Here is a 12,598-nt window from a genome sequence, read left to right as displayed (position 1 = left end):
CTCCCCCCGGGGGGGGCATTTATGCGTAAATTATTCATTCCAGGAGCTTTGCATGGAATATCTTGCGTCAAAATACTCATAACAAACAGCTTGGACGCAGATTGCTCTCAGCAAAGGACTTAGAAGCGACAAGGTCGGCGGAAGATACTATGTGCTTCATTGATTGTGCGCTGTGAAGGGGTAATTGAATGCAAACGCATGGATCTAATTGCCGCCTTGGAATGTGCAGTTTAGAAGAAAAAATAGAGCTCAGTGGTTGACGGTTTCTCCGCATGGCCTTCTCGACGGATCTCTCGCCTAACGGCCAGAGCTCCCGAAGCCTTTGGCCAGGCGGGCAGAGTCTTCCAGGGCATCTGCTTGTTCAACTGTGCCGGTGAGGACGGGGACAGGAATCATCTGGGCAATCTTTTCGCCGGCTTTGATCTCGATGGACGCGTCGCCGAGATTGGTCATGACGATCTGGACTTCACCGCGGTAGCCGGCATCGATCACGCCGGCGGTGGTGGCGATTCCCTTTGAAGCCATTGAAGAGCGGTCGCGAACGAGTAATCCCAGCGCCACGCCTGTTTCGGGGTGACGGGCTTCAACGGAGATGCCGGTGCGGACGCGGGTGGTTTTTCGCGGCTCGAGGAGGACGGTTTCGAGGGAGAAGACGTCGTAGCCAAGGTCCTCGCCGGGGTGGGCGACGACGGGGAGGCGGGCACCATGTTCGAGAAGTTTCACGCGGAGCATGGGTTGATGGTACAGGGATGGGCAGTGGTAGCTATAGACTCATTCCGCCAGTTGGAATGAAAGAGCGGTTGACCACATTGAAGAGCTTAGCGTCGACGACAGTCAGCCCCTATCGTCCATCGGCAGGCTTCGCCAAAATGGAGCTACTTCCGGTTTGCGCACGATCTCGATCATAGCTTTCGTCTGACCCGTACTATCGCGCAACGTTTTGATGCAACTTGCGTAGAAAAAATCTTTGCCTTGGTTGTATGCAAGCGCACGCGTGATTCGACTAGTGCAGCTGGTCTTTCAGTCCATTGATCACCGCCATCGCTGTGCTCATTTCGCCTCCTGCGACCTGTTGGTAGCGGGTCGCGGCTTCTCCGTCCTGATGAGCGCGGACCATAGCGAGCAGTTGCGATCGCAGTGGTTCCTTGATGGCGGCGGCCGTAGCCCTGTAATGTTCGCGATCTGCCGCGCTGTCGCGAAAGTCCTTGATAGCCTGGAGGGTCATGCAAGGAGAATCGGCTATCCATCGTCCATTGCGGCGCACCAGCGCGAGGGAGATCTGTCCGCCGTCATTCGTTCCGGGATACTGATAGTCGATGCGCAACTCACGCTCGGGTTTAACCACATAGGTTGCTAAAGTGGCAGCAGCCTTCAGGTTGTTTTCATTCACCGCCGTGAACGTGAGGAAGTAATCGGGTGGAACGTGGTCGCGCATCTGCATACGCAGTATGTCGTCGTAGACGTCGCGGTTGGCTGGCGTAATGCACGCACGCGATTCCGGAAGATACAGTATCGCGATCCCAGCCTTGTCTTTGGCGTTGAATGCAGCTACGTACTGCGCGGCGAATGCCTTCACGTCGGGCGGAACACTCGCATCCTGAGCCAGCACGTTCAAAGTGGCGGCAAAGGTGACCCCTATGACACATATCCTCAGCAGCAGGTTTGATTTCATAAAGACCTCAGCGGGATGATTCAGGTTGAATGCAGCCTGGTTGCTCGCAAGAGGCCGCCGGTCGAATAACCGCCAACTCGCACAGAACGCGAAAATCGGGATAAGTATCGGGAATGGCTACAAACCGGGCGGAACTGAAATACCTTGTTACTGTGCCGAACGCCGTTTAACGCCAAAAACGATCAAAACGACCCCAACTCCCATCGTTGCACCGCTGGCACCATACAACTCGTTTTTATCTGTCTGCGTAGCAAATGCGTTTGGCGTTACAGCCATGACTAGTCCACCGAATGCCACCAGGCCAATACCGACGCCGGTCATGACCTTTCCTGCTCTCGTCACGTGCGTCTTGTGAACCGCCTGGTTTGATGCGGCTGCAGGTTGGTCATTGACATCGGTAAGGGGAGGTATGCCGGGCTGTGCGCCATCGCTTCGCATCAATGCTCTGAATGGAACAGGACCCTCTGCGATTGCGAACGTTGAACTGCATAACATCGCGACTACGAGAGCAACTGCTGCGACAAGCTTCATCGATCACTCCTCACAGTTCGATTCAGATAGGGAAGTCGCTCAATACTGATGCAACACATTCTGCCTGTCAATGTGTTTGTCAACGGCGAGTGAACTTAATGACCAAAGAGAGGTGTTGTGCTCGACGCAAGTGGCGCCGCGCTGCGCTCATCTCTGATTCTGTTTGCACAAGGGCAGGGGAAATGGGTCCTTATTGGGGGCTCGGGATACACTTGAGTTGGCAGGAGGACCGGGCGGTCGCTGCCGGCATTCGCTCACGCGTTTTGCCGGGGGAGGAAAGTCCGAACTCCGCAGGGCAGTGTGCCGGATAACGTCCGGGATGTGAGCTTTAAGGTTCATAGACGGCCAGTGCCACAGAAAAGATACCGCCTCGGCTACCCCTCTTCTGAGGGAATTCCCGGGAGCTGTCGAAAGGGTTCGCCCGGACGGCTGGCGCCCGCGCTGGGGTAAGGGTGAAAAGGTGCGGTAAGAGCGCACCGCTCCGGCTGTGAAGCCGGGGGCAGGGTAAACCCCACACGGAGCAAGACCAAATAGGGAGGGAAGCAGCCGCGAGGAGTCACGCGGCGCTGCGCATCGGCCCGACGCGCTCAGGCGACTCCAGATTCCGCCGAAACCTCCGGGTAGGTCGCTGATGAGTGTCCGCGGCAACGCGGCGCCTAGAGGAATGACCGCACACGACAGAATTCGGCTTACAGGTCCTTTTGCCGAATCTCATGGTGTCATGGCGCGTGATGCGTGCCGTGACACCTCCAGATTTAACAAACATTCGGTTACACGGGTCTTTACTGCATTTGATAAGTCACTCTTTCGATTCGAAGAGGTGCATCATCTCAATGCAGAGCGCAACCAATAGGAACGGTATCGCCGCCAAGTATTCCCAGATCCGTCGAAAGCTCGATTTGAATCCCAAAAGAGTGCGGTGGAATGTCATCAGGGCTCCCTTGCTGACCCCTCGTTGACGTTGTCTGAGCTTTACGATTCACAACAACGACTGCCTGTGAGCGCTCTTCGCGAGCAATATAGCACTCGCCGAGCCAGTGCTCTCTTGACGATATGTGACGCGGTTACCCAGCTCAATCACTCATTGGTACCCAGTGGCAGCGCAAATCGGGAATCGTGCGGCGATTCCACGAGCCATTAGATCTCTTTCGAGACAGCGAGCAGATAAAGCTTGCATGAAATGATTGCGAAGTCATTTTGTTGCTGGTTATACTCAATGCTCCCTGTCATGAAGGCACGCAGCTTAATTCTGAGAGCTTTGCTCTTCGCCGTCGTTCTGGCTCCGTCCGCTCTGCGGGCATCGGCCAGACCAGCCGGCGCGCCTTCTTGTACGGTTCTGAAATCGCAGCTTCGAGCCGCTTCAGCGGGAGCAAAGGCCGTCCGCACTCCGGATCAGTGGGTGGCCGGGGTGCCGGGTCATCATGGGCCCGCGCCTCGTCTACACAGGATTCGCGGCAAGAAGATCAGTGTGCAAAGGGGTTTCGCATCGGCATCGCGATGCTACGCCCGCGCGGTTTTTCTATTCTCGGCTGAATCCTTCGTTCAGCCGGATATGGGCGGCCCGAATCCATCTCGCGGTCCCCCCTCGCAGTTCTCCCTCTAAAGCCAACATTGATGTGTTGAAGCAACAACTTCAACTTGGGCTCACCAGGTAGCCGCACAGTTCTCCTTCTTTCTTCGTGAAGCGACCTGGGCATGCGACTGGGCTTTTTAAGCGGTTATCCGGCTTTCATCGCTCTGCATTTGGAGATGCTGAGATTCAACGCGGATCCGTTGGACTCTTCGACAGCAAAAAAAATTGAACTTGGGTTCCCTCAATTTTCTTGCCTGATGGAACCCAATGGACTAGGAGCCAGACCTCCAAATGGAAACTAGTCCAAGCGGGTTGGGACGCTTGGGGAAGGCAGTTCCAACCCATCCAAGTCATCCTTCGGCATCCCTTGCCGGCGGGTGGCGGTTCGGGCTGCGGCACTTGAATGTGTGTCGCAGCCCGTTACATTTCCCATCAATCCGCTTTAGACGCGTGTATGGATTGTGGTGCCTATCGGTTGTTGTGAATCGAGCGGCCCGCGAGGATCATCCATTGAAGACTCGATTGAAATGGACTCTTTCGAGTTCGATCCCAATCCCAGGAGCTGGCTGTGAAGATTGCTGCAACGGTTGCCCGCTATTTGCTGGGCCTGATCTTTGTCTTCTTTGGCTCGAATTTACTGTTTCATTTTCTACCGAATCCGCCGCAGCCGCCGGGCCCCCTAGCCAACTTCAACAGCGCACTCACAGAGTCGCACTACATCTACGCCCTGGGATTCTTTCAGTTGGTGCCCGGGATTTTGCTGCTCATCAACCGCTATGTGCCACTAGCTTTGACCGTACTAGCGGCGATGATTGTGAACATCGATCTGATTCATATCACCATGGCGCCCAGCGGATTGCCGGTTGCAGCGGTGGTGTCGATTCTGTGGCTGCTGGTGTTTTTGCGGGTGAGGGGCGCGTTCTCCGGAATTTTCGAGCCTCTGCCGCAGCCGTGAGGTTGTGATTCGCTCTCATGCTGACGCGCAGCCTCGGCTGCAAACCTACAATGGATGACAGCGGAGAGCGATGATCGACTATCTCTATCTGGGCCGTGTGGCATACGACGAAGGGCTTCGGCTACAAGCCGAGATTGCAGCGCTCCGGCTCGAAAGCCGCGTGGATAACATTCTGCTTCTGCTGGAACATCCGCCGGTGTTGACACTCGGGCGGAATGCGCGACGCGAGAATGTGCTGGCCTCAGACGAGCTGCTGGCCCAACGTGGGGTTTCGCTGCACGAGATCAATCGCGGCGGCGATGTTACCTATCACGGACCGGGACAACTGGTGGGCTATCCAATCTTCGATCTGCGCAGCCTGCAGAATGCGAAGGGCGGGCGGCTCGGGCCGGTCGACTTTGTGCGCATGATGGAAGAAGCACTGATCCGGGTGTGCGGCGTGTACGGCGTACGGGCAGGGCGGATCGCGGGGCTGACGGGTGTGTGGTGCAGTGGCGCTGTGTCGGGCGACGATGCGGCGCAGCATTCGCGAAAAGAGAAGGATCGGAAGATTGGCGCGATCGGCATTCATGTTTCGCGTGGCATAACCTCGCATGGATTTGCTTTCAACGTGACGACGGATTTGCGGGATTTTCAGCTGATCAATCCCTGCGGTATCACCGATAAGCCGGTAACGAGCCTGGAGCGGGAAGTGCCGGAGGGAGTGAAGGTGCCGGGTCTTGAGGAGATTGCGCTCCAGGCCGCTCGCCAGTTCGGACACGTCTTCGGACAACAGGTGCTGGCGGTAGAGAACCTCGACGCGCTACGGGCACTGGCTGCTGCAAAAACGCAAACGCGAGCGGAGGACACGCCGCTGGAAGTTCCCGCCGAGGTGAAGCGACTGCATGGCGATCCGGAGCCGCCGGCGCGCGCTTGAGCAACGTTCAGGCGAGTTGTAGCGCCAGCCTGTACGGGCTGCAATTTATAATCCGGCAGGAACCGGGCGGGTGTTGATAGTCCCGCATGGCGGAGTGAAGGATTCATGCCAACCGACGTGATCATGCCCCAGATGGGCGAGTCGATCGTTGAGGGCACTATAACCAAGTGGCTCAAGAAGGTCGGCGACACCGTCGAGAAGGACGAGCCACTGTTTGAGATTTCTACGGACAAGGTCGATGCGGAGATACCTTCGCCCGTAGCGGGAGTCCTCACGGAGATCAAGTTTCCTGAAGGGGCAACGGTCGGGATCAACACGGTAGTCGCGGTGTTGGGAGAGAGCGGGTCGGTAGCGAAGGTTGCCGCCAGTCCCAAATCCACCGAGAAAGCTGCCGCGCCGAAGTCGGCTTCCTCTGCAACTTCGCCAGCGAAGTCCGAGCCTGAGGCTGTTTCAGAAACGAAGGCGCCGCCGGCAGCGGCAAGAGCCACCAGCAGTGGTATCGAGATTGTGATGCCGCAGATGGGCGAATCGATCTTCGAGGGGACCATCACCAAGTGGTTAAAGAAGGTTGGCGATACCGTCGAGAAAGACGAGTCTTTATTCGAGATTTCAACCGACAAGGTGGATGCGGAGATTCCTTCGCCGGTCGCCGGAGTGCTGACAGAGATCAAGGCGGCCGAGGGCGAGACAGTCCAGATCAATGTGGTGGTGGCGGTGATCGGCGGCAGCAGCACCTCGAATGCGGGCGATGGCACCTTTGGCGCAACTGAGGTTGCACCAAGGCTCGAGGTCAAATCGGGTGTTGAGTTCGAAGCAGCATCGCCAGCGACTCCAATCGGGGATGGACGGAAGGTCAAGTCATCGCCGCTGGTGAGAAAGATCGCGAAAGAGCACAACGTCGATCTGAAACTGGTGTCGGGCTCAGGGTCAGAAGGACGGATTAACAAAGACGACATTCTGCGCCACATCAGTCAACGCGGTGTGAAGGCCGCTGGCGCAACGAAGTCGCAGTCGTCCGCACCGCAGGTGCCCCAGCCCAAAGCGCTCACCTCCGATGTCGTTCCGCTGACGAAGATGCGCTCCATCATTGCGCAGCGCATGGTCGAGAGCAAGCGCACCATTCCGCATGTGCACTCGGTCTACAAGGTGGACATGACCCGGATTGCGCGCCTGCGCGAACGCGAGAAGGCGGGATTCGAGCAGCGCCATGGTGTGAAGCTCACATACATGCCATTCATCGCGGTGGCTGCGGTCGAGGCGCTGCGCCGCTTTCCCATCGTGAATGCGTCGCTCGTTGAAAACAGCATTCACTACCACGCAAATATCAATCTCGGCATTGCGGTAGCGCTGGAGTGGGGGCTGATTGTGCCCACGGTGCGCGAGGCGGAGAAGCGGGAGTTTGCGAACATTGCGAAGACGATTAACGATCTTGCTGGACGTGCAAGGACAAAGAAGCTTTCGCCGGACGAGGTGGGCGGATCTACATTTACGCTGACCAATCCCGGCATCTTCGGCGATGAATTCGGCATGCCGATAATCAATCAGCCGGAGGCCGCGATCCTCGCGATCGGTGCATTGAAGAAGGAGCCCGTGGTGCTCACCGATGCCGAGGGCAACGACACGATTGCGATCCGGTCAATGCAGTATTACTGCCTGGGCTTTGATCATCGATTGATTGACGGTGCCGATGCCGGCAAGTTCATGAGCGAATTCAAGCGCACGCTGGAGACTTGGGACCGGGTGATCGGGTAGACAATCAATCGAGATACCGATAAAGAACCGAGTTCTCGCCGCTGATTGAAAAAGGGCTTATTGCCCTGCCCAGGCCAGGCCATCAGCGTATTTGCCGGTTTGGATCGTACGGGTGACCTTCCATGTTGTGGCGTCGATTTCGTCGACGCTGTCGGCCTTTTCGCAGGAGATGTAGGCGGATTTGCCGTCGGGACGGACGATGATTTCCTGCGGATAGTTGCCGACTGCAACCGTGCGCGCGACCTGCATGGTCTTGAGGTCGATGACGGCGACCTTGTTCTGATCGGGAAGCGCAACCAGAAGCCAGCGGCCGTCGGGTGTAGGTGCCGAGCCGTAGCCGATGCCTTCCATGGGTATCCATTTAGCGACGGTATTCGTGGTGGTGTCGATGACGGCCATCTGCGGCTTGGTCTGGTCTGCGGTGAACACCCATTTGTCGTCGGGCGAAATAGAAATGCGCTGGGTATTCCCTGAGACGGGAATGACCTTGAGAACTTTCCGCGCAGCGATGTCGATGACAGAGACGGTCCCGGGACCGACGTTGGCGGTGTAGGCGCGACGCCCATCGTGCGAGAGGGCGAGCATGTGGCTCTGGGGCTGGCCAGTCGGGAGCGTGCCGATGATCTTCAACGTTTTTGGATCGATGATGGTGATGGTCTGGTCAAGTTCCGTGGTGACGTAGAGAAGTTTGTCTTTCGGGCCGATCATGGGGCAGTGCGGACGGATGCCGTGATCGAAAGCGATGTTACCTGTGACTTTTCGGGATGCGATGTCGATGACGGCGATGTTGGTGCCATCGGTGCCGGGAGAGCCCACGCCGGAGTTGCCATATACGGGCACGAAGGCGAGTTTGCCGTCGGCGGACGCAATGACTTCGTGTCCTGTGATGCCGCCTTCGGGGACGGAGGCGAGCACTTTTCCGCTGCCAGGATCAATGATGGCGAGGCTCTGCGCGCCTTTCTCCGCCACCAGCAGGCGGGACTGCGCGAAGGCGCCGGACGCAAGGCAACTGACGATGACGAGGGAAGCATACGCACTCAATTTCAAATTGACCTCTCCTGCAATACGCAATGAGTCTATCCCGACCGCAGCACTTTCCGGAACGAGCAATGCAAGGGTATGATCTTCACCACTTGGAAATGCCGACCGCTACGCCCAACCAATCCGCAGTTACCTCGGCCCACGCTGATCTTTGTTCCTTGCTTGGAGACCGCGTGAGCGCGGCGGAAGTCATGCGTGAGCACCACAGCCATGGGGAAAGCACGCACCCGCCGGCCCTGCCGGATTTGGTTTGCTTCCCGCGAAGCACAGACGAAGTCAGCGAAATACTGCGGGTGAGCGCCCGACATGGACTGCCGGTCGTTCCCTTCGGCGCAGGAACTTCGCTTGAAGGACACGTTCATGCCGTGCGCGGCGGCATCTGCATCGACATGCGGCAGATGAATCGCGTGTTGCGCATCAGTGCAGCAGACATGGATGTTACGGTTGAGGCGGGTATCAGCCGCGGACAACTGATCAAGGCGCTTGAGAGCACTGGACTCACGTTCTTCATCGATCCCGGCGCGGACGCCACCATTGGCGGAATGGCTTCGACACGCGCGTCTGGGACTACCGCCGTTCGCTATGGCACGATGCGCGAAAACGTGCTCGGTCTTACTGTTGTGCTCGCAGACGGCCGCGTCATTCATACGGGTACGCGCGCCCGCAAATCGAGTGCAGGCTATGATCTCACGCACCTTTTTGTCGGTGCCGAGGGAACGCTGGGCGTGATCACGGAGGTGACGCTACGGCTGCATGCGTTGCCAGAGTCGGTCGCGGTTGCCGTCAGCGCTTTTCCGACGGTCAAAGACGCGGTGGAAACAGTGATCGAGGTGATCCAGCTTGGCGTTGGTGTCGCCCGCATCGAGTTCTTAGACGACAGGATGGTCGCAGCAATTAATCGCTATTCGCATCTCGACCTGGTAGAGCAGCCAACGGTTTTGTTTGAGTTTCATGGCATCAGCGAGTCTGTTGTGGCGGAGTCTGCTCGCCTCGCCGAACAACTGGCCCTGGAACACAGCGCCTCCGGCCTCTCGTGGGAATCGAGTCCCGCCGGCAGAGAACGTCTTTGGAGGGCGCGCCACGATGCCTACTATGCCTCGCGGGCCGTTCGCCCTTTTTCCAGTGTTCTTACTACGGATGTGTGCGTCCCGATCTCGCGGCTCGCGGAGTGCATTGTGGCCACCCGCGCTGATCTCGATCGCGTCGGCTTTGCTGCCACCATCGTGGGTCACGTGGGTGATGGCAATTTTCACGTGCTTTGCGCGCTAGGCCCGGAGCAGATCGAAGAAGCCGATGCCTTTGCTCATCGTCTCGTGGAACGCGCCCATGTCATGGGCGGCACGTGTACCGGCGAACACGGTGTCGGCTACGGCAAGAAGAAATACCTCGAAGCGGAGCATGGTGAAGCGCTAGACACCATGCGGACCCTCAAGCGCGCGCTCGATCCGGAGAACCGCATGAACCCGGGCAAAATAGTCGATTTGGATTGAGGCCTACCCCTGCGTTTTCCACGGATCGTAGGTGCCAACGCTCCACGAATGGCCCTCGGGGTCCTTCACGGAGAATTCGCGACTTCCGTAGTCGGTGTTCTGCAGTTCGCGGACGATTCTGCCGCCGGCCGCCTTGGCGCGGGCATAAACGGCATCGGCATCCGGCACGACGATGTAGACGTTGCGAGTCTCCTTGTCGCCAATCTCCGACGGCGACGTGAAGCCGCGCCCGTATTCGTCGTCTTTTCCTGAACCGAGCATGATCATGCCGCCGCCGAGAGTAAGTTCAGCGTGGCCGACGGTGTTGTTGGGGCCGGGATAGACGGCATGGCGCTCGAAGCCGAAGACATTGCAGAGCCACTCAATAGCGGCATTGGCGTCGCGGTAGCGCATGGCGGGCATGAGGGTAGACGGGGAAGTGGGAATGGTGGATGGCATGGAACCTCCGTGGAAGATCAGACTACGCCGACAGCATGGCAGTCCAAGCACAATCTCATCTTGGAAAAATCGGAAATAAATCAATCGGCGCTGATGTGGTTGGTCCAGAGAGTGCGGCGTGCGGTGTAGGTGGTGGCATCGACTCCTGAGAAGGCACGGAACTCATTGGCGAAGTGCGACTGATCGTAGTAACCGCAGTCGAGGGCCAGCTCGGCCCAGCGGATATCAGAACCGGTGTGCAACTGGCGGACAGCACGCTGGAAACGCTGGACGCGGCACCAGACTTTAGGCGTAAGTCCCACCTCTTCGCGAAAGACCTGCGAGAAGCGGCGCTCGCTCCAACCGATCTGGCGCGCCGTTTCGCCCACGCTGGCGATGTGGGGATTGTGCGCGAAGTAGCGGAGGGCAAACTGAATCTGCGGAGGACGCTGCCGCCGTTCGAGCCGAGATGTAAATCGTGCGGTGAGGAAATGCTCCAGACACTGCAGGCGGGTCTGCGGAGATTCCATTTCGCGCAGCCGGTCCCGCAAGGGTCGCGTGTCGCTCGCCCAGATCGAGCCCAGTTCATCAAGCGCAACCGTCTGGTTGCTGAAGTAGTGAGCCGCATCGAATGCGAAGGGCGCAAATCCTCCGGGAGAGAAGACGATGCCGATGAGATCCGCCATATCGCTGGTGTCGACAATCTCATAAACTGAGCGCGCACCAACGACGAGAGCCGGGGGCCTGCGCACTTCGGGGCGGCCTTCAGGGCAATCGAGCACGTAGTCGCGGGCAAGATTGACGATCACCTGTGTGCAGCCGGTTGGCAGGATGCGCTGGCGCTCGTGAGTGGCACGATCCACGCGGGCATACCACAGCATGCGGATGAACGGCGCAAGCGGGGCGGCGGGAATGCGCTCCAGGTAAAGCAACGTGACCTCGAAGGTTTTATAGCACGACAGGATGCACGCTGCATTCTTGGAAAAACGCGGCCTGGGCTAAATTGCTGAGTAATGACGCCATCGACTACTATCGGGAACCATGTCCGATCCAAATGCTTCCCAGTGCATCAACCGCGATCAAGCTATCCTCATCGCCAGCCGCGTCTTCGCCGCCTTCCTCCTTTTCTGGGTTGTCGATGACATCACCGAACTTCCGCGCGAACTCTTCTCGGTCACCCACTACATTCGGGGAACCAGCGAGGCGGGAATGAGCCTGTTCCAGGCGTTGCGATCCTCATACTTGCTCGGCGAGTACATGATTTATCTGCTCGGGAACATACTCCGCATATCGCTCTGGTTTTTGGCCGCTGGATGGTTCTACCGCTGTGGTCCCCGCATCCGAAGCTTCTTCGCCGCAGGAGCCGAATAGCCTTCGCTATTCTTTACGTATGCCCCTTCCTCAAGGAGACGCGACGCTCGTGCAGATCATGGATACGTCGCTGGCAGATGCGGCGCGAAAGGCGGGCGCATGGTTAGCGTGCCGTCCGGGATGCACGCAGTGCTGCCACGGTGCATTTGCGATCAACGCATTGGATGTTGCCCGGCTGCAAACAGGTATGCGGGAGTTGCATGCAACAAACCCGGGCAAGGCTGAAGCAATCGAGCGCCGCGCACAAAGTTGGGTGATGGAGTTCGGGCCAGATTTTCCCGGTGATGTGGTTTCCGGTGTGCTTGGAACTTCAGAGGATGACCAGGAGCGCTTCGAGGAGTTTGCGAATGAGGCGGCTTGCCCGGCGCTGGACCCGGTGACGGGACTTTGCGACGTTTATGAGTGGCGGCCGATGACGTGCAGGGTGTTTGGGCCTCCGGTTCGCATGGCAGAGGGAGATTCGCTGGGATGCTGCGAGCTCTGCTTCGTTGGTGCGAGCGAGGAGGAGACTGCCGCTTGCGAGATGCCTGTTCCGCATGAGCTCGAGGAGCGGCTTGTGGAAGAGATTGGCGATGCCCGGGAGACGGTGGTTGCTTTTGTATTGGCGGGATAGCGTCTGAAGAGCGCCGTCGATCGTATGGTGAATGAGCGATCCAGCACAGTGACTGAGCGATCCAAGCATAGTGTCGGGGCACCCCTATTACCCGGTCTCTTTGAGCAAGTATTCTCGAACAAATGCTCTGCCGACTGTGGGTCGCGTAAATATTTCTCCTCATTCGACTTCTCCGTAGATTCTCGATAACAAATGACTTACGGGAACGCTGACGAGCGCGCAGGGGAGCTTCGATGCGGCGCCAGAGGAGCAAAGAAGTGGAGGAAC

12 protein-coding genes and 1 other RNA gene are annotated in these 12,598 nt (G+C 58.0%); 7 read left to right on the top strand and 6 right to left on the bottom strand.

Features of this window, described 5'->3' with window-relative positions:
* Positions 1–297: 297 nt before the first annotated feature.
* From dut to P8935_RS03000, 3 genes are all read right to left on the bottom strand, one after another.
* Positions 298–732 carry a dUTP diphosphatase gene (gene dut / locus P8935_RS03010; protein ID WP_348263532.1) on the bottom strand — a complete coding sequence of 145 codons (435 nt, stop codon included), beginning with the start codon at positions 730–732 and terminating at the stop codon, positions 298–300.
* A gap of 271 nt (positions 733–1,003) precedes the next feature.
* The gene (locus tag P8935_RS03005; protein ID WP_348263531.1) at positions 1,004–1,672 is read right to left on the bottom strand and encodes a hypothetical protein; all 669 of its coding nucleotides are present in this window, start codon (positions 1,670–1,672) and stop codon (positions 1,004–1,006) included.
* Between the two features lie 147 nt (positions 1,673–1,819).
* Positions 1,820–2,203, bottom strand: coding sequence for a hypothetical protein (locus P8935_RS03000; RefSeq protein ID WP_348263530.1), 384 nt, complete (start codon positions 2,201–2,203; stop codon positions 1,820–1,822).
* 221 nt (positions 2,204–2,424) lie between these two features.
* On the opposite strand from P8935_RS03000, the gene rnpB reads away from it, so the two are divergent.
* The 4 genes from rnpB to sucB all read left to right on the top strand — a co-directional run bounded on the left by rnpB (position 2,425) and on the right by sucB (position 7,399).
* An RNA gene (rnpB, locus tag P8935_RS02995) (RNase P RNA component class A) lies at positions 2,425–2,911 on the top strand.
* A gap of 1,433 nt (positions 2,912–4,344) precedes the next feature.
* The gene (locus tag P8935_RS02990; RefSeq protein WP_348263529.1) at positions 4,345–4,731 is read left to right on the top strand and encodes a DoxX family membrane protein; all 387 of its coding nucleotides are present in this window, start codon (positions 4,345–4,347) and stop codon (positions 4,729–4,731) included.
* Positions 4,732–4,801: 70 nt separating this feature from the next.
* The gene (gene lipB, locus P8935_RS02985; RefSeq protein ID WP_348263528.1) at positions 4,802–5,647 is read left to right on the top strand and encodes a lipoyl(octanoyl) transferase LipB; all 846 of its coding nucleotides are present in this window, start codon (positions 4,802–4,804) and stop codon (positions 5,645–5,647) included.
* A 105-nt stretch (positions 5,648–5,752) separates the two neighbouring features.
* Complete coding sequence (sucB, locus tag P8935_RS02980) at positions 5,753–7,399, top strand: 2-oxoglutarate dehydrogenase, E2 component, dihydrolipoamide succinyltransferase (RefSeq protein WP_348263527.1); 1,647 nt, start codon at positions 5,753–5,755, stop codon at positions 7,397–7,399.
* Between the two features lie 57 nt (positions 7,400–7,456).
* On the opposite strand, the gene P8935_RS02975 is transcribed toward sucB, so the two are convergent.
* Complete coding sequence (locus P8935_RS02975; protein WP_348263526.1) at positions 7,457–8,446, bottom strand: cytochrome D1 domain-containing protein; 990 nt, start codon at positions 8,444–8,446, stop codon at positions 7,457–7,459.
* 167 nt (positions 8,447–8,613) lie between these two features.
* Here P8935_RS02975 and P8935_RS02970 point away from each other — a divergent pair, with 167 nt between their 5' ends.
* Positions 8,614–9,930, top strand: a complete 1,317-nt coding sequence (locus P8935_RS02970) for an FAD-linked oxidase C-terminal domain-containing protein (protein ID WP_348263525.1) — start codon at positions 8,614–8,616, stop codon at positions 9,928–9,930.
* Positions 9,931–9,933: 3 nt separating this feature from the next.
* Here P8935_RS02970 and P8935_RS02965 read toward each other — a convergent pair whose 3' ends face one another.
* Both P8935_RS02965 and P8935_RS02960 read right to left on the bottom strand, forming a co-directional pair.
* A complete protein-coding gene (locus tag P8935_RS02965; RefSeq protein WP_348263524.1) occupies positions 9,934–10,368 on the bottom strand; it encodes a VOC family protein in 435 nt (144 codons plus the stop codon).
* 80 nt (positions 10,369–10,448) lie between these two features.
* Complete coding sequence (locus tag P8935_RS02960; RefSeq protein ID WP_348263523.1) at positions 10,449–11,279, bottom strand: AraC family transcriptional regulator; 831 nt, start codon at positions 11,277–11,279, stop codon at positions 10,449–10,451.
* Between the two features lie 109 nt (positions 11,280–11,388).
* On the opposite strand from P8935_RS02960, the gene P8935_RS02955 reads away from it, so the two are divergent.
* Positions 11,389–11,718, top strand: coding sequence for a hypothetical protein (locus P8935_RS02955; protein WP_348263522.1), 330 nt, complete (start codon positions 11,389–11,391; stop codon positions 11,716–11,718).
* A gap of 58 nt (positions 11,719–11,776) precedes the next feature.
* Positions 11,777–12,331, top strand: coding sequence for a YkgJ family cysteine cluster protein (locus P8935_RS02950; protein ID WP_348265305.1), 555 nt, complete (start codon positions 11,777–11,779; stop codon positions 12,329–12,331).
* The last annotated feature ends 267 nt before the right edge of the window (positions 12,332–12,598 follow it).

The sequence above is a fragment of the Telmatobacter sp. DSM 110680 genome (assembly GCF_039994875.1).
Taxonomy (GTDB): domain Bacteria; phylum Acidobacteriota; class Terriglobia; order Terriglobales; family Acidobacteriaceae; genus Telmatobacter.
This window is presented reverse-complemented; position numbering and strand designations above follow the sequence as displayed.

Coding starts and splice junctions, on each gene's coding strand:
- dut (WP_348263532.1), bottom strand. CDS start 732: ATGCTCCGCGTGAAACTTCTCGAACATGGTGCCCGCCTCCCCGTCGTC.
- P8935_RS03005 (WP_348263531.1), bottom strand. CDS start 1,672: ATGAAATCAAACCTGCTGCTGAGGATATGTGTCATAGGGGTCACCTTT.
- P8935_RS03000 (WP_348263530.1), bottom strand. CDS start 2,203: ATGAAGCTTGTCGCAGCAGTTGCTCTCGTAGTCGCGATGTTATGCAGT.
- lipB (WP_348263528.1), top strand. CDS start 4,802: ATGATCGACTATCTCTATCTGGGCCGTGTGGCATACGACGAAGGGCTT.
- sucB (WP_348263527.1), top strand. CDS start 5,753: ATGCCAACCGACGTGATCATGCCCCAGATGGGCGAGTCGATCGTTGAG.
- P8935_RS02965 (WP_348263524.1), bottom strand. CDS start 10,368: ATGCCATCCACCATTCCCACTTCCCCGTCTACCCTCATGCCCGCCATG.
- P8935_RS02955 (WP_348263522.1), top strand. CDS start 11,389: ATGTCCGATCCAAATGCTTCCCAGTGCATCAACCGCGATCAAGCTATC.
- P8935_RS02950 (WP_348265305.1), top strand. CDS start 11,777: ATGGATACGTCGCTGGCAGATGCGGCGCGAAAGGCGGGCGCATGGTTA.